18 protein-coding genes are annotated in these 16,405 nt (G+C 62.7%); 17 read left to right on the top strand and 1 reads right to left on the bottom strand.

Annotated elements, in window-relative coordinates; all coding sequences use genetic code 11:
* The first annotated feature begins 14 nt into the window (after nucleotides 1-14).
* The 12 genes from fliI to fliP all read left to right on the top strand — a co-directional run bounded on the left by fliI (nucleotide 15) and on the right by fliP (nucleotide 8,233).
* Nucleotides 15-1,406, top strand: a complete 1,392-nt coding sequence (gene fliI / locus XB14_RS14875) for a flagellar protein export ATPase FliI (RefSeq protein WP_077962366.1) — start codon at nucleotides 15-17, stop codon at nucleotides 1,404-1,406.
* Complete coding sequence (locus XB14_RS14870; RefSeq protein WP_077962365.1) at nucleotides 1,406-1,960, top strand: flagellar protein; 555 nt, start codon at nucleotides 1,406-1,408, stop codon at nucleotides 1,958-1,960. Before fliI ends, XB14_RS14870 begins: the two co-directional genes overlap by 1 nt.
* Nucleotides 1,961-2,137: 177 nt before the next feature.
* Nucleotides 2,138-2,518, top strand: a complete 381-nt coding sequence (gene flgB, locus XB14_RS14865) for a flagellar basal body rod protein FlgB (RefSeq protein WP_077962931.1) — start codon at nucleotides 2,138-2,140, stop codon at nucleotides 2,516-2,518.
* A 5-nt stretch (nucleotides 2,519-2,523) separates the two neighbouring features.
* A complete protein-coding gene (gene flgC, locus XB14_RS14860; RefSeq protein ID WP_077962364.1) occupies nucleotides 2,524-2,943 on the top strand; it encodes a flagellar basal body rod protein FlgC in 420 nt (139 codons plus the stop codon).
* The gene (locus tag XB14_RS14855) at nucleotides 2,943-3,284 is read left to right on the top strand and encodes a flagellar hook-basal body complex protein FliE (RefSeq protein WP_077962363.1); all 342 of its coding nucleotides are present in this window, start codon (nucleotides 2,943-2,945) and stop codon (nucleotides 3,282-3,284) included. Before flgC ends, XB14_RS14855 begins: the two co-directional genes overlap by 1 nt.
* An 11-nt stretch (nucleotides 3,285-3,295) precedes the next feature.
* The gene (gene flgG / locus XB14_RS14850; RefSeq protein ID WP_077962362.1) at nucleotides 3,296-4,084 is read left to right on the top strand and encodes a flagellar basal-body rod protein FlgG; all 789 of its coding nucleotides are present in this window, start codon (nucleotides 3,296-3,298) and stop codon (nucleotides 4,082-4,084) included.
* A gap of 16 nt (nucleotides 4,085-4,100) precedes the next feature.
* Nucleotides 4,101-4,613, top strand: coding sequence for a flagellar basal body P-ring formation chaperone FlgA (flgA, locus tag XB14_RS14845; protein ID WP_077962361.1), 513 nt, complete (start codon nucleotides 4,101-4,103; stop codon nucleotides 4,611-4,613).
* Complete coding sequence (locus XB14_RS14840; RefSeq protein ID WP_077962360.1) at nucleotides 4,610-5,725, top strand: flagellar basal body P-ring protein FlgI; 1,116 nt, start codon at nucleotides 4,610-4,612, stop codon at nucleotides 5,723-5,725. Before flgA ends, XB14_RS14840 begins: the two co-directional genes overlap by 4 nt.
* Complete coding sequence (locus tag XB14_RS14835) at nucleotides 5,722-6,261, top strand: MotE family protein (protein ID WP_077962359.1); 540 nt, start codon at nucleotides 5,722-5,724, stop codon at nucleotides 6,259-6,261. The genes XB14_RS14840 and XB14_RS14835 overlap by 4 nt, the downstream gene beginning before the upstream one ends.
* Nucleotides 6,258-6,971 (top strand): flagellar basal body L-ring protein FlgH, encoded by a 714-nt coding sequence (flgH, locus tag XB14_RS14830; protein ID WP_077962358.1) that lies wholly within the window; start codon nucleotides 6,258-6,260, stop codon nucleotides 6,969-6,971. The genes XB14_RS14835 and flgH overlap by 4 nt, the downstream gene beginning before the upstream one ends.
* A gap of 18 nt (nucleotides 6,972-6,989) precedes the next feature.
* Nucleotides 6,990-7,487, top strand: a complete 498-nt coding sequence (locus tag XB14_RS14825; protein ID WP_077962357.1) for a flagellar basal body-associated FliL family protein — start codon at nucleotides 6,990-6,992, stop codon at nucleotides 7,485-7,487.
* A gap of 8 nt (nucleotides 7,488-7,495) precedes the next feature.
* The gene (fliP, locus tag XB14_RS14820; RefSeq protein WP_077962354.1) at nucleotides 7,496-8,233 is read left to right on the top strand and encodes a flagellar type III secretion system pore protein FliP; all 738 of its coding nucleotides are present in this window, start codon (nucleotides 7,496-7,498) and stop codon (nucleotides 8,231-8,233) included.
* A gap of 171 nt (nucleotides 8,234-8,404) precedes the next feature.
* On the opposite strand, the gene XB14_RS14815 is transcribed toward fliP, so the two are convergent.
* Nucleotides 8,405-10,318, bottom strand: a complete 1,914-nt coding sequence (locus tag XB14_RS14815) for a glycosyltransferase family 41 protein (protein WP_077962353.1) — start codon at nucleotides 10,316-10,318, stop codon at nucleotides 8,405-8,407.
* Between the two features lie 369 nt (nucleotides 10,319-10,687).
* On the opposite strand from XB14_RS14815, the gene XB14_RS14810 reads away from it, so the two are divergent.
* The 5 genes from XB14_RS14810 to XB14_RS14790 all read left to right on the top strand — a co-directional run bounded on the left by XB14_RS14810 (nucleotide 10,688) and on the right by XB14_RS14790 (nucleotide 16,402).
* Nucleotides 10,688-11,629, top strand: coding sequence for a flagellin (locus XB14_RS14810; RefSeq protein ID WP_064816979.1), 942 nt, complete (start codon nucleotides 10,688-10,690; stop codon nucleotides 11,627-11,629).
* Between the two features lie 288 nt (nucleotides 11,630-11,917).
* Nucleotides 11,918-12,688, top strand: a complete 771-nt coding sequence (locus XB14_RS14805) for a flagellin (protein ID WP_077962352.1) — start codon at nucleotides 11,918-11,920, stop codon at nucleotides 12,686-12,688.
* A gap of 368 nt (nucleotides 12,689-13,056) precedes the next feature.
* On the top strand, nucleotides 13,057-14,031 hold the full coding sequence (locus tag XB14_RS14800) for a flagellin (protein WP_077962351.1): 975 nt from the start codon (nucleotides 13,057-13,059) through the stop codon (nucleotides 14,029-14,031).
* 452 nt (nucleotides 14,032-14,483) lie between these two features.
* Nucleotides 14,484-15,137 (top strand): hypothetical protein, encoded by a 654-nt coding sequence (locus XB14_RS14795; protein WP_077962930.1) that lies wholly within the window; start codon nucleotides 14,484-14,486, stop codon nucleotides 15,135-15,137.
* Nucleotides 15,134-16,402: a MotB family protein gene (locus tag XB14_RS14790; RefSeq protein WP_077962350.1), complete on the top strand. Its 1,269-nt coding sequence runs from the start codon at nucleotides 15,134-15,136 to the stop codon at nucleotides 16,400-16,402. The genes XB14_RS14795 and XB14_RS14790 overlap by 4 nt, the downstream gene beginning before the upstream one ends.
* Nucleotides 16,403-16,405: the final 3 nt, after the last annotated feature.

Here is a 16,405-nt window from a genome sequence, read left to right as displayed (position 1 = left end):
TGACGGACATCGGCATGCAAAGCGAAGGCCTGAAAACAAGCGCGGGATCGACATCTCTGGCGGCACTTGCCGGTCTGGTCGAACGCTATGCCAAACCCGAATTCTCCATAGCGCCTGGCGGTCACGTCCAGACGATCTCGCCCGGCCACTACACGGTAACGGGCCTGTCGCGGCATGTGCGGCTCGGCGACTTCGTCGCCCACAAGAGCGCCACCGGAACCCATCTCGGCGAGGTGGTTCGGGTCGAGCCGGAGCGGGTGGTCGTCTGCCCGATCGAGCCCGGCGACCCGATCGGCATCCACGACACCGTCATTCGCAAGGGCGCCTTCCGCGTCGCGCCGACGGACCAGTGGTGCGGCCGCGCGATCAATGCGCTCGGCGAGCCGATCGACGGTCTCGGTCCATTGCAGCAGGGCGACGTGCGCCGCTCGATCTCCAACACCGCGCCGCCGTCGATGACGCGCAAGCGGGTCGAGAAGGGCTTCCTGACCGGCGTGCGCGCGATCGACATCTTCTCGCCGCTCTGCCTTGGCCAGCGTCTCGGCATCTTCGCCGGTTCCGGCGTCGGCAAGTCGACGCTGCTCTCCATGCTGGCGCGGGCCGATGCCTTCGACAAGGTGGTGATTGCGCTGGTCGGCGAACGCGGCCGTGAAGTGCGCGAATTCATCGAGGATACGCTGGGCGACAATCTCGCGAAGTCGGTCGCTGTCGTGGCGACCAGCGACGAGAGCCCGATGCTGCGCAAGATGGCGCCGCTGACCGCCGTCACCATCGCCGAGCACTATCGCGACAACGGCGACAACGTGCTTCTGATCGTCGACAGCGTCACCCGTTTTGCCCATGCGATCCGCGAGGTGGCAACCGCGTCCGGCGAGCCGCCGATCGCGCGCGGCTATCCAGCCTCCGTCTTCACCGAACTGCCGCGCCTGCTGGAGCGCGCCGGCCCGGGCACCGAGGGCGCCGGTACCATCACGGCGATCATCTCGATCCTTGTCGACGGCGACAACCACAACGATCCGGTTGCCGACTCGACGCGCGGTATTCTCGACGGTCATATCGTGCTCGAGCGCAGTCTTGCGGAGGAGGGGCGCTATCCGCCCATCAATCCGCTCGCCTCGATTTCGCGCCTTGCGCGCAAGGCCTGGACCCCCGACCAGGAGAAGCTGGTCTCGCGCCTGAAGGCTCTGATCCACCGTTTCGAGGAGACCCGCGACCTTCGCCTAATCGGCGGCTATCGCCCAGGCGGCGATCCGGATCTCGATATGGCGATCAAGCAGGTGCCGGTCATCTACGACGTACTGACGCAAACCGCCGGTGAGCGCCCGGCACAGGACGCCTTTGCCGATCTCGCCAATGCGCTGAAGGCGGCGGCGATGGGCAATCAGCCGGGTGCGAGAGCGAGGTGATGACCATGACCGACTATGATGCGGACGAGATGGTCCATCAGCGCAAGCGAAGCCGCATGCCGATGACCGACAAGTTCCTGGCCGCGACCGGCGTAGCGCTCGCCGCTTTCGCAACCTTCTTTCCCTGGTACGCCTTCTTCCACCAGGACAAGTTCACCATGCCGCCTTTGTGGCAGGGCTCGACCCGTGATCTGCCGGAGCGTGCCGCGCGCAACGTCGTCTCGGTCTCGCCGCTCGCCATGCCCGATGCGGACGGCGAAACCCTGGCCGCCATCGACCAGCTGACGACGGCGTCGGTACCGGGCATCGGCGCCGGCCCGGGACCGGAAGGCGCTGCCGCGCGAGAGGGGCTGTCGCAGCCCTTTCCCGGCAAGTCGGGCTTCAAGTTGATGCATGTCGCCAACGGCCGGGCGCTGATCGAGGATGCGAGCGGCATGTATATCGTGCGCATCGGCTCGGTTCTGCCCGACAACACGCGTCTTGCCACGCTCGAGCAGCGTGACGGCCATTGGGTGATGATCACCTCCTCGGGCGAAATGTACCAGGCCGACTGAGGTCGGCTCGCTTTTCTTGCCGCCGATCGCCGTGCCATCTTTGTCGGATGACGCGGCTTTCCGCCTTTTGGGCAACCGTTGGCGGCCAGGGCGGCGTTCTCTCCGGCATCGCTTTCCGACGAAAGTCCCACGCAAGATTACCGGCCTAGGTTCGCATCATCAAGCATGGAGCTTTTGATGCAACCGATTCAGCTTTTCGAACTCGCGTCCCGGCAGGCCCAGTGGCTGACCGTTCGCCAGAACGTGGTGGCCGGCAACATCGCCAATGCGAACACGCCGCACTACAAGGCGAAGGACGTCAAGCCGTTCGAAAGCGTGCTGCAGGACGCCGGCATCCAGATGGCGGCGACCCACAAGGCACACTTCACCGAAGGCCTCGCAGCCTCGCAGGTGGCAGAAGTCGGCATGGTCGACGGCGTGCAGATCCAGCAATCCGGCAACAGCGTCGCGATCGAGCAGGAAATGATGAAGACCGGCGAGATCAAGCGCGACTACGAGCTCAGCGCCGGCCTTGTAAAGGCCTTTCACCGAATGATGCTGATGACGGTACGGAAGTAAGAATCATGGATCCATTGACCTCGGCCCTCAAGGTATCGGCCTCCGGCCTACAGGCGGAATCGACCCGCCTTCGCATCGTCTCCGAAAACATCGCCAACGCCCGCTCGACCGGTGACATACCGGGTTCTGATCCCTATCGCCGCAAGACCATCAGTTTTGCCGCCGAAGTGGATCGGGCAAGCGGCGCCTCGCTGGTCGAGATCGAGCGCCTCGGCACGGACGATTCGGACTACAACATCGAGTTCGACCCGGGCAATCCGGCCGCCGACGAGAAGGGCATGGTCAAGCTGCCGAACGTCAACATCCTGGTCGAGATGGCCGACATGCGCGAAGCCAACCGCGCCTATGAGGCAAACCTCCAGACCATCAAGCAGTCCCGCGACCTGATTTCCCAGACAATCGACCTGTTGAGAGCCTCGCAATAATGATCGATGCAGTTAAATCCCTCGGCGCGTTCTCGGTCACCAAGGAGACCGACGGCACCCGCTCCACGTCGTCCTCGTCGTCGGTCTTCGGCATGCCGGCCGCAACGCCGGCTGTCCCGCAGGGGCAGAGCTTCGCCTCTGTTCTCGGTGACATGGCGAGCGACGCCATCGGCGCCATGAAGAAGGCCGAAGGCGCGTCGCTCGACGGCATCCGCGGCCAGGCCAACACCCGTGAAGTCGTCGATGCGGTCATGAGCGCCGAACAGTCGCTGCAGACCGCGATCGCCATCCGCGACAAGGTGGTCACCGCCTACCTCGAAATCGCGCGCATGCAGATCTGAAGGAACGAGACATGAAGGCCCTTTCCATTGCCGCCACGGGCATGAACGCCCAGCAGCTGAACCTCGAAGTCATCGCCAACAACATCGCGAACATCAACACGACGGGTTACAAGCGCGCGCGTGCCGAGTTCTCCGATCTGCTCTACCAGACCGAGCGCGCCCAGGGCGTGCCGAACCGTTCCAACCAGGCGATCGTTCCTGAAGGCGCGATCATCGGCCTCGGCGTACAGACCGCCGCCGTGCGCAACCTTCACATCCAGGGCAGCATGGTCTCGACCGGCAACGACTACGACCTGGCGCTGATCGGCCGCGGCTGGTTCCAGGTCGAGACGCCGGATGGCGAAACGGTCTATACCCGCGCCGGCGCGTTCAACAAGAACGCCCAGGGCCAGCTCGTCACCATCGACGGCTACACCGTGGTTCCGGGCGTGACCGTTCCGCAGGATGCGACGGAAATCGTCTTTACCAAGTCCGGTCAGGTGATGGTGCGCATCGGTAACGACCCGGCGTTGCAGGAAGTCGGCCAGTTGACGGTCGCCAATTTCGTCAACGAGGCGGGTCTGGAGCCGCAGGGCGAAAACCTCTTCAAGCAGACGCCGGCCTCCGGCGAGCCGATTGTCGGCACCCCGGCGGATCCGGGCTTCGCCCAGATCAAGCAGAAGTATCTCGAAGCGTCGAACGTCGATCCGGTCAAGGAGATCACGGACCTCATCTCGGCGCAGCGCGCCTACGAGATGAACTCCAAGATCATTCAGGCTGCCGACGAGATGGCCGCCACGGTGAGCAAGAACCTCAGGTAACGAAAAGGGGGCAAACATGACGTTTCGCCGATCCGCAGACATCGAGGCTTCGCAGGCCGGCCGCGCATCCAAGGCGCGGCGGTTGGCGGCAGGCGTCCTGCTTGCTGCCACGTTCCTGCTGCCTTCGGCAGGCCATGCGGAGCGGCCGACGGCGGTGATCCCCACGCAGACCATCTATCCGGGCGAGACCGTCGACGCGAGCCGCGTCGAAGTGGTCGACGTCACCAATCCCGACCTTGCAGACGGCTACGTCAGAACCCTGAGCGAAATCGACGGCAAGGTCACCAAGCGCACGCTTCTGCCCGGCCGGGTGATCCTCGTCAGCGCGCTTCGCGAGCAATACGCCGTCGAGCGCGGCTCGACCGTGCGCCTCGTCTTCAGCAATGGCGGCCTGACCATCAGCGCCGCCGGATCGCCGCTCCAGGACGCCGCCGTCGGCGAGCTCATCCGGGCGCGTAACATCGATACCGGCGTCATCGTTTCCGGGACGGTGATGGCCGACGGCACTATCCATGTGGTGGCGAAATGAAAATGCTTGCATGCAAATGGTTCCTGACGCTTGCCGTCGCGTTCTCCGTGGGGCTGACGCCTGCCTTCGGCGCGTCCAGGATCAAGGATGTCGCCTCGCTCCAGGCGGGTCGCGACAATCAGCTCATCGGCTACGGCCTCGTCGTCGGCCTTCAGGGAACCGGCGACAACCTTCGCTCGTCACCGTTCACCGACCAGTCGATCCGTGCAATGCTGCAGAACCTCGGCATTTCCACGCAGGGCGGCGATTCCCGCACGCGCAACGTTGCGGCGGTGCTCGTGACGGCGACGCTGCCACCCTTCGCGAGCCCCGGCAGCCGCGTCGACGTAACCGTCGGCTCGCTCGGTGATTCCACCTCGTTGCGCGGCGGCACTCTGGTGATGACGTCGCTTTCCGGCGCCGACGGGCAGATCTATGCGGTCGCGCAGGGCTCCGTCGTCGTGACCGGCTTCAACGCTCAAGGCGACGCCGCGACCCTCAACCAGGGTGTCACGACAGCCGGACGCGTGCCGAACGGCGCCATCATCGAGCGCGAGCTTCCGTCCAAGTTCAAGGACGGCTTCAACCTCGTTCTGCAATTGCGCAACCCGGACTTCTCGACCGCCGTCGGCATGGCGGCTGCGATCAACAAGTATGCGGCCCAGCAATATGGCGGACGCATTGCCGAAGCGCGCGATAGCCAGGCCGTTCTCGTCGAGAAGCCGAAGATGGCGGATCTCGCCCGGCTGATGGCCGACATCGAAAATCTTGTCATCGAGACCGATGTTCCGGCACGCGTCGTCATCAATGAACGCACTGGCACGATCGTGATCGGCCAGGATGTTCGGGTCAACGAAGTCGCGGTGAGTTACGGCACGCTCACCGTCGAGGTCAGTGAGACCCCGACGGTCGTGCAGCCGCTGCCGTTCTCGCGCGGACAGACGGCGATGGAACCGAACACGACGATCAACGCCCAGTCGGACGGCGGGGCGGTGGCGATCCTCAACGGATCGAGCCTTCGTTCGCTCGTCGCCGGCCTCAACAATATCGGCGTCAAGCCGGATGGCATCATCGCCATCCTGCAGAGCATCAAGACGGCCGGTGCCCTCCAGGCGGAGCTTGTGCTGCAATGACGGCAAATGACAATCACTCTCTCGGCCGGACCCGCAAGCTGCTGCTCGCCGCGGCAGCTGTCGCGTCGATGCTGTCGATGCCCGGCGCCTTTGCCCAGGACGTCACGGCGCCGCCTGCCGGCGACGCGACTCAGAACGAGATCCAGCAATTCTGCACCAACATCGCCGATGCGGCGCGCGATCAGCGCTACGTGCTGCAGCGCAAGGACCTCGAGACGCTGCAGGCAGGCATCGACGAGCGCATCGCGACGCTGGAGAAACGCCGCGAGGAATACGAAGACTGGCTGAAGCGTCGCAACGATTTCCTGAAACAGGCGGAACTCGGCCTCGTCGACATCTACAAGACGATGAAACCGGACGCCGCCGCCGGCAAGCTTGAAATGGTGAGGCCGGAGATTGCCGCCGCCATCGTCATGCAGCTGCCGCCGCGCCAGTCCTCGCTGATCCTGAGCGAGATGACCGACGAGAAGGCGGCGGTCCTCACCAACATCATCTCGAGCGCCAGCGACCCGAACACCTCGAAGGAACCATCATGAAAACGCGTCTAACGGCCATACTGACCGGGGCCGCCCTCCTTGCGGGATGTCAGAACCAGGCGTTCAACGAGATCGGCCGGGCACCATCGATGAGCCCGATCGGCAGCGGCCTGCAATATTCGCAGACACCGCAGCTGGCGATGTATCCGAAGCAGCCGCGCCAGATGGTGAACGGCTATTCCTTGTGGAACGACCAGCAGTCGGCGCTGTTCAAGGATGCGCGCGCGATCAATGTCGGCGACATCCTGACGGTCGACATCAAGATCAACGAAGGCGCAACCTTCGACAACAAGACGGACCGCAGCCGCAAGAACTCGAGTGGCTTCAACGTCGGCGCCAACGGCAAGTCTCAGACGAGCGACTTCGACTGGTCCGGCGAGCTGAAATACGGCTCGAACACCAAGACCGAGGGTGATGGCACGACGGAGCGTTCGGAAAAGCTGCGGGTGCTCGTTGCCGCCGTTGTCACCGGGGTCCTCGAAAACGGCAATCTGCTGATCAGCGGCTCGCAGGAAGTTCGCGTCAACCACGAGCTGCGCATCCTCAATGTCGCCGGCATCGTCCGGCCGCGAGACGTCGATGCCGACAACGTCATCTCCTACGACCGCATCGCCGAGGCGCGCATCTCCTATGGCGGGCGTGGTCGCCTGACCGAAGTGCAGCAGCCGCCCTACGGCCAGCAGTTCATGGATCTATTTTCGCCGATCTGATCGGCAGGGAACGGCAAGATGGAAGAACTTGACTCCGCCACCGGCCCGAAGCCGCCGTCGAAGGTGCTGACCATTGCGGCCATCGCCGTGCTGACGCTTTTTGCCGGCGGCGGCGGCTGGCTGGTCGGCGGCCTGCTCGCCCCGCCTCCGCCGAAGGCAGAGGTGGAGGCAGCCAAGGAACCGGCCGCCAATGCGACCGGCGAAGAGGGCCTGCCGAAGGTGGCGACGGAGGCGAATGGCGTCATTCAGCTCGAGCCGATCACCACCAACCTCGCCTATCCCTCGGAAAACTGGATCCGGCTGGAAGTGGCGCTGCAGTTCGATGGCGTGCCCGACCCCAAGCTGGCCGAGCAGGTCCACCAGGATATCGCCGCCTATCTGAAGACCGTTTCCCTGCAGCAGATCCAGGGACCGCGCGGCTTTCAATATCTCAGGGATGACATCCAGGAGCGGGTTGACCTGCGCTCCGATGGGCGCGTAACCAATGTGATGTTCAGAACCTTCGTCATCCAATGATTCGGTAAATGGTCCGGCTAGTCGCCTTTATAATTGCTATGATGGCGATGTCCGGTATTGCCGGCGCCCAGAGCTTTCCCTCTGATATCCTGAATACGCCTATCGACGGCTCTGCCGCCTCGTGGATCATCCGCACCTTCGGTCTTCTGACCGTCCTGTCGGTGGCCCCCGGCATCCTGATCATGGTCACCAGCTTTCCGCGCTTCGTGATCGCCTTTGCCATCCTGCGCACCGGCATGGGCCTGGCGACCACGCCGTCCAACATGATCATGGTTTCGCTGGCGCTGTTCATGACCTTCTACGTCATGGGGCCGACTTTCGATCGCGCGTGGCGCGATGGCATCGACCCGCTGATGAAGAATCAGATCACCGAGACGGAGGCGATCCCGCGGATCACCGAGCCCTTCCGCGACTTCATGCTCGCCAACACCCGCGACAAGGATCTGCAGCTCTTCATAGATCTCGCCAAGGAAAAGGGCCAGACGGTGGTCGTCGACGACAAGGTCGACCTGCGCGCGCTCGTGCCGGCCTTCATGATCTCGGAAATTCGCCGCGGCTTTGAAATCGGCTTCTTGATCATGCTGCCTTTTCTGGTGATCGACCTGATCGTCGCCACCATCACCATGGCCATGGGTATGATGATGCTGCCGCCGACGGCGATCTCGCTGCCGTTCAAAATTCTCTTCTTCGTGTTGATCGACGGCTGGAATCTGCTTGTCGGCAGTCTGGTGCGCTCCTTCAGCTAGGCCCCTCGCGCAAGAGCGCGCAGCACGATAACGACGACGACCGCGGTGCGGTTGCTTCGGCCAGCGGCGCTCCGGAACATTCCCGCCATCGGGCTTTGCGATCCTCGAAACGGGACAACAAAAAAGGCAGCGCCGCGGCGCTGCCTTTTGTCTTTCAGGGATGATCGCCGTTCAGCGCTCGAACGACCCGGTGCGCGCCGGCAACGCCGGAACGTCGATATGATCGGGGGCCAGTCCGCGCTTGGCGCGGTCGGCCATCATTTCGTAGCCCGTTTCCAGGTGCTGGCAGAAACGCTCCGCATCGAATAGCGGCATCCGGAACCGGTTCTCGTCCAGCCTCTTTCGATAATCGGCGATCTTGTCACGGTTGTTGTAGAGCGCGACAGCTTCCTTGACGTAGTCTTCCGGTCCCTCAGCCACGAGTTCCGGCAGGCCGATGGCGTTCAACAGACTTTCGCTGACGCGCGAAGCGAAGTTGGTGCCCTTGAAGGAGAGCACTGGCAGGCCTGCCCAGAGCTGTTCGGATGTGGTCGTGTGGCCGTTATAGGGATAGGTGTCGAGGCCGAGATCGGCGAGCGGAACGCGGTCGACGTGGTTCTGGTAGGCGAACTTGCCGCAGATGACGATGCGCTTGGTATCGATGCCGGCGCCTTTGAACTTGGCCAGCAGATTTGTGCGTGCATCCGCCCTGTCGCACAGCACCCACAGCAGGCTTCCGGGGGTCTGGTGAAGGATGTCGATCCAGAGGTTGACCGTCTGAAGCGAAATCTTGCGGTTTGCGTTGAATGAGGCAAACACGAATGCATCCTGGGGAAGGCCGACATCCTTGCGCGAAATCGCCCGGGGCCGGGCGCGCTCGTAGGGATCGTTGGGCTGGTAGGTCTCCGGCAGGCGGCAGTATTTTTCGTAGTAATGCGCCTTGCTGCTGTCCGGAAGCACGCAAGGGTCGCCGATGATGTAGTCGAGATCGACGTTGACGGTGGTCCCGGGGAAGCCCAGCCAGCCCACCTGCACGGGAGCTGCGGCCCGGTTGAAGATGGAGACCCGGCTTTCGAGCGTATGCCCCTTCAGGTCGACGAGAATGTCGATGTTTTCCTGGCGAATGACATGCGCAGCCTCGTCGTCGGTGAGGTCGCCGATCTCGACGATCCTGCCCCATCTTGCCCGTATGTCCTGGTCGCGCGCCGCAAGTGCGCTCTTGGTATGGCAGAAGAGGGTGACGTCGAAGCGCGTCTTGTCGTGCGCCATCAACACCGCCTTCAGCAGCTTCATCGTCGCATGGTCGTCCCAGAAGTCGGCGGAAACATAACCGATGCGGATGCGCTCGCCCCAGCGGTGCGGCGCGGCGCGGCGTACTTCCGTCAGGCTGCTCGGGAACGGGTTGAGCTGTGCGCCGGCGACCCGGTTGAAGCTTTCGTCGCCACACCAGGTCGCGTGATAGTAGGGCGCTTCAGCTGCAAGAATTTCGGTCTGCCCGGCTTTCAGTGCCCGCTGGATGTCGCGTTCGTGCTTCTCGACCTCGGCATAGTCGTTGGCCTCACGCGCATAGACGAGATGGGCCGACCGCAGCGTGGTGTTCTTCGGGTTGTTGCGGAAGAGATTGGCGAGCGCGTCACGATCTTGCAGGTCGTTGATCTCGGCGGTCAACAGCTTGAAGGCAAGCGCATTGTGCAGACGGTTGGTGCTCAGGGTCAGCGGCGCCTTGAAAAGCCCCAGGATCTCCTTTTCGCCGCGCTTGAGGAAGATCGAGGCGATGATGAAGGCGATCTCGGCGTCTGTCTTGGCCTTCTCCAGAAGCGGCAGTCCGATGCTCAGCGCCTCGTCCTCCTGCCCGTTCGCGAAGTAGAGCTTCATGGCGTCGGTGAGGTAATCTTCCGCCCGCGAGCCGCCGGCTTCACCGGCGAGCTGGTAGGCACGGGCCGCCTCGGCCTTGAAACCGAGTTTCACGAGGACCTTCGCCAGAAGCACATAGGTCTTGGTGTCGCGGTTGATCTCCATCAGCACATTCAGCTGGTTGAGCGCGTCCGTGTACTGCCCCTTCTGGTATTGCCGGGAGGCGGTCGAAAAGATGGCTTGGGCGTTCACTAAGAGCTCCGTCGAAGAGGCGCGGCGACCGGCGCCGGCTTGCTAGTCCTTGTTCGAAGCCGAGTTTACCCGGGGGAGCTTGCCTCAGGCAGGAGCGAACCACCGTCCGACACATCTATGCTGGCGGCAGCGGGGCCGTGATCTCTGCATTCGTGGCGCCATTAAAGTCTTGTTAAGTATAAGTTATCTCGGCCCAAGCTGCCTTGGGCATTTAATCAATTCGCAAGCTTTGCACGCGATAGTCCCTTTCACATGACGGGTTTGGTTTCTTCCGAGATAGTTGGAACCGAGTGGCATGAAGCCGATCCGCCATCACCGGGAAGTCCGGTATGTCCCCTAAATCGTCTAAAGTAATCAAGGGACACTCTAATGACGAGCATCATCACCAATTCTTCCGCCATGGGCGCACTCGCCACCCTGCGTTCGATCAACTCCTCGATGGAAACCACCCAGGAGCGTATTTCGTCGGGTCTGCGCGTCGGCACCGCAGCTGACAACGCTGCTTACTGGTCGATCGCGACCACCATGCGTTCGGACAACAAGGCCCTCTCGGCCGTTCAGGACGCCCTCGGCCTCGGCGCTGCCAAGACCGACGTTGCTTCTTCGGCCATGGAAAACTCCAAGGACGTCGTCGACGAAATCAAGAAGAAGCTGGTAACCGCCAGCGAGCCGGGCGTTGACAAGAGCAAGATCCAGAAGGAAATCAAGGAGCTGCAGAACCAGCTCGTGAGCATTGCCAAGTCGGCCTCGTTCTCCGGCGAAAACTGGGTTTACACCGACCCGAACAACGCTGCCGGCACGAAGTCGGTCGTTGGTTCGTTCAACCGCGACGCCAAGGGCAATGTCAGCCTGACGACGCTGCAGTACGACACCAACAAGAGCTCGCTGATCGAAGTGAACGCTTCCGGTGCCAACGTCACCAACGGCACGGGCCTGCTCTCCAGCAACATCTCCTACACCGACACGACCGGCGCGACCGTATCGCTGACCTTCAGCGTTCTGTCGCTCGACATCACCAGCATGACGAACGGCGCTCTGTCGCAGGCTCTGTCGGGTGTTGACTCGGTCCTGACCCAGATGACCGACGCTGCCGCCGACCTCGGTGCGCTCAACAGCCGTATCGATCTGCAGAAGGGCTTCGTCGAAAACCTCTCGGACTCGATCGAGAAGGGCGTTGGCCGTCTCGTCGACGCCGACATGAACGAGGAATCGACCCGCCTGAAGGCTCTGCAGACGCAGCAGCAGCTCGGCATCCAGGCACTGTCGATCGCCAACTCGAACTCGCAGAACATCCTGTCGCTCTTCCGTTAATCGGCAGGCTGAAAGGGGCGGGCCACGGTCCGCACCCGATGCAAGATACGAAACCGCGCTTCGCAAGAGGCGCGGTTTTTATTTGTCGCCAATGCACTGATAAAACTTCGAAAAGTTTCTCCGGGTTTTAGGGTTCGTTAACCACGATGGTGTTTGTTGTAACCATCGAAACGACGGGTTGACCCGAACAGATTAAAGCGTCAGCAGGCATGAGGCTGACCGTCGTTTCCCGGTAATCCCGGAATGTCCCTTTTCATTCCATCTTTGCCAACAAGGGGCACTCAGCCAATGACGAGCATTCTGACCAACTCTTCTGCCATGGGCGCACTCGCCACCCTGCGTTCGATCAACTCCTCGATGGAAACCACCCAGGAGCGCATCTCCTCGGGTCTGCGCGTTGCCACCGCGGCTGACAACGCTGCTTACTGGTCGATCGCGACCACCATGCGTTCGGACAACAAGGCCCTCTCGGCCGTTCAGGACGCCCTCGGCCTCGGCGCCGCCAAGACCGACGTTGCTTCTTCGGCCATGGAAAACTCCAAGGACGTCGTCGACGAAATCAAGAAGAAGCTGGTAACCGCCAGCGAGCCGGGCGTTGACAAGAGCAAGATCCAGAAGGAAATCAAGGAGCTGCAGAACCAGCTTCTGAGCATTGCCAAGTCGGCCTCGTTCTCCGGCGAAAACTGGGTTTACACCGACCCGAACAACGCTGCCGGCACGAAGTCGGTTGTTGGTTCGTTCAACCGCGACGCGCTCGACATCACCAGCATGACGACCGGCGCTCTGTCGCAGGCTCTGTCTGGTGTCGACTCCGTCCTGACCCAGATGACCGACGCTGCGGCCGACCTCGGTGCACTCAACAGCCGTATCGACCTGCAGAAGGGCTTCGTCGACAACCTCTCGGACTCGATCGAGAAGGGCGTTGGCCGTCTCGTCGACGCCGACATGAACGAGGAATCGACCCGCCTGAAGGCTCTACAGACGCAGCAGCAGCTCGGGATCCAGGCGCTTACGATCGCCAACTCGAACTCGCAGAACATCCTGTCGCTCTTCCGTTAATCGGCAGGCAGCATAAGACGGGCGACCTTCGCCCGTCATTTCGAAAAGAAGCCGCACGATCCGAAGGGATCGTGCGGCTTTTTCGTTTGCCTTCCAAACGGATGACGGCCAGGCGCGGCGCGCGCCGCGGTGGCTGTTGCGACCCGGGCAGCTTAACGTTTCGTCCATATTCCCTTATTTTTGTTCACCTTCGTTACTGACTTCCTAATGGCGTTAACTATTTGTTAACCATGGGATCGTTACATAATGGTTAAGAGCGAAGGGTCGCCTCCAGGGCAAAACAGGGGCGATTCGCATGATGCCAGTCCCATCGCTGCCGGTGCCACACTCCGGAATGTCCTTAGATATTCATTCGGGGCAGGTGACCAATGACCAGCATCATGACCAACACCGCCGCCATGGCGGCTCTCCAGACATTGCGTTCGATCAATTCCGAAATGGCGGAAGTCCAGGACCGCATCTCCTCGGGCTATCGTGTGCAGACGGCCGCGGACAACGCCGCCTATTGGTCGATCGCGACCACCATGCGCTCCGACAACGCCGCGCTCTCCACCGTTCAGGACGCGCTTGGCCTCGGCGCCGCCAAGATCGACACGGCCTATGCCGCGATGAACTCTTCGATCGAGGTCGTCAGTGAGATCAAGCGCAAACTGGTCGCAGCGAGCGAGCCGGGCGTCGACAAGTTGAAGATCGACAAGGAAATCACCGAGCTCAAGAACCAGCTGATCTCGGCCGCCCAATCCGCGTCCTTCTCCAGTGAAAACTGGCTCTACAATGCGAACGCAGCCCCGGTCGGCACCAAGTCCATCGTGGCATCGTTCAACCGTGACGCCAACGGCAATGTGTCGGTCACCACGCTCGACTTCGACACCTCGCAGTCCATGCTGATCGACAAGCAGAATGCGAGCCGAGGCATCCTGACCAGGAACTACGACGCCTCCCAGCTCACCTCTCCGCCCGGCACAGCTGGCGCGCGCTTGTACCACCTGATCGGCGCCCCGGCGACGACGCCGATCGGCACGACGGCGGAAGTCAAGCTGACCGCATCGACCACGCCTGCCGAAATGGCCGACATGATCAGCGTCGTCGAGCGCATCCTCAACCAGCTGACGGATGCCGGCTCCACGCTCGGCGCCATCACCAAGCGCATCGAGCTGCAGGAGGGCTTCATCGCCAACCTGATGGATACGATCGACAAGGGTGTCGGCCGTCTCGTCGATGCCGACATGAACGAGGAATCGACGCGACTGAAGGCGCTGCAGACGCAGCAGCAACTGGGCATCCAGGCGCTTTCGATCGCCAACACCAATTCCGAAAACATCCTGCGCCTGTTCCAGCAGTAAGGCGCAGCGGCGCGCGTCGGCCGGGCATGGCCGCGCAAACCCGCCGAAACTGAGCCCATCGCCCCCATGCGGGTGACGATATCCTGAGTTCTGCCACGTCGTCGGTCACGGCACCCGGTGGAAACGGTTGGACCGCGCTAATTGCCCTGGCGCGGTCCAACACATTCATTTTCGCACAAGTTTGACCGAATAGCCTTCCCTCGCAGTTCTGTCGGATGACTGCCGGCCAAGATGACCTTTGCGCCGCCGCCTGCATCGGATCGCTCCGGGAAAACCGACCCCGGATCATGCCGATGTACGTCAAGAATGCTGGGCTCGCCGTATCCGACGGCCGGGCCCGAGGGAGACATGTCAGCAGTGCCAGGAGCAATGGAAGTCCGCGCCGGAAAGCGCCGCCCCTCAAGCAGATGGGGATCGCCGCATTGCCGCAGGTCCGCTGCAGGGGGCCGGCCATGAGTGCAATGCTCTCCCGCTATCTCAAGGACTTCAGCGCGCCGAAAGTCGAGCTGTCGTTGATGCCGCCGAAATACTTCCCCGATCTGGATGCCGACTATGCCGATGGCGCTCGCCTCGGCGCGAGACCAGCCATGCCGGAAATCGACATCGATGCGGAACGCCGGGGAGCCTTTGCCGAGGGGCGGGCCGAGGCGACCGCCGAGCTCGTCTTCGAACACGAAAAGCAGATTGCCGATCTCCAGGCGGCGCACGCGGCCGAGCTTGAAGCGCTGACGCGGCGCTTCGAGGAGGAAACTGCGGGCCGCCTCGCGGAGCGTATCGCCGAAATGACCGAGGGGCTTGCCGTGGCGCTCGGCGATCAGGCCGCCCGCGTGCTCGCGCCGGTCATGGGGGATGCTCTCATGCAGCGCGCCGTCGCCGATATGGCGCAAATGCTCAGGCAGGGTCTCGTGGCCGGTGAAGGCTGCACCATCGTCGTCAGGGGGCCGACGCCGCTCTTCGAGGCGCTTAAGCGCCGGCTCGCAGAAGATATGCCGTCCTTGCGTCACGTCGAATCCGACGATGTCGATCTCGCCGTCGAAATGGATGGCACCATCCTCGTGACGCGCATGGCCGCCTGGGCCGATACAGTTCGGAAAGTTCTCGCATGAGCGACGAAAATCACCACAACGGCAAGCACGAGATCATCATCGTCAAGCGCCACAGCGGCAGCCACGATGGTCATCACGGCGGCTCCTGGAAGATCGCCTATGCCGACTTCATGACCGCGATGATGGCCTTCTTCCTCGTGATGTGGCTGATCAATGCCGCCAACGAAGAGACGAAGGCGGCGATCGCCTCCTATTTCAACCCGGTGCAACTGACCGATCAGAAGCCTGCGGAACGCGGCTTGAAGGATCCGGCCAAGGATGCGCAAGGGGAAGAAACGCAGCAACGTTCGAAGGTCGACGGCGAGCAGGAGAAATCCGGCGGCTCGGCCAAGACCGGCGACCAGCTGACAGCGACATCCGGCGAAGAGACGAAATACTCCGACGCCGACTTCTTCGAAAATCCCTATTCGGTGCTCTCCGAGATCGCGCGCGAAGTTGGCCAGCAGGCAAACATCAGCGTCAAGGGTGAGGGTGGAGCGGCACAGTCGGGTCCGGCGACGGGCGCGGACGGCGGCGAAGCCTACCGTGATCCGTTCGATCCGGACTTCTGGACCAAGCAGGTCGAAGTGAAGGATGCCGGCAATACGGCCGAAACGGTCGCAGCGCTCGCCGACAAGACGACCGAGCCGGCAGGAGCGACGCCGGCTGTCAAGAAGCCCGAGGCGGAGCAGGCGGAAAAGTCGGCCGATGCGGCCGACAAGCAGGCCGGTGACGGCAAGGACGTCGACAACGGTGACGGCAAGGACGCCGAGACTGCAGCCGGCGAAAAGCCGAAGACGGAGGCCGCCGAGGCCGACGCCGAGAAGCAGGCGGCCGAACTCCAGGCCGAGCTGAAGAAGCAGCTCGCAGGCGAGGCGGGTCAGCTCGCCGAGGGACTTGTCGTGACGCCCGCCGAAGGCGGCCTGATGGTGACGATCAGCGAGCGGACCGATGCCCAGATGTTTGCCATCGGCTCGGCCGTGCCGCAGAAGGAGCTGGTGCTGGCGATGGAAAAGATCGGCCACCTCCTGGCCGGACGTCCGGGTGCGGTCGCGATCCGCGGCCATACCGACGGTCGCCCCTTCAAGGACGGCACCTACGATAACTGGCGGCTTTCCGCAGCCCGCGCCCAGAGCGCCTACTACATGCTCGTCCGCGGCGGCCTGAAGGAAGACCGCGTCAGCCAGATCAGCGGCTTCGCCGACCGGCGGCTGCAGATCCCCGGCGATCCCTATGCGCCGGGCAACCGGCGCATCGAGATCCTGTTGCAATCGGCCCCGGGTTAAGCG

Source organism: Ensifer adhaerens (assembly GCF_002007205.1).
GTDB lineage: Bacteria > Pseudomonadota > Alphaproteobacteria > Rhizobiales > Rhizobiaceae > Ensifer > Ensifer adhaerens_D.
Note: the sequence above shows the minus strand (reverse complement) of the source record. Positions and strands in the feature narration are given on the sequence as shown.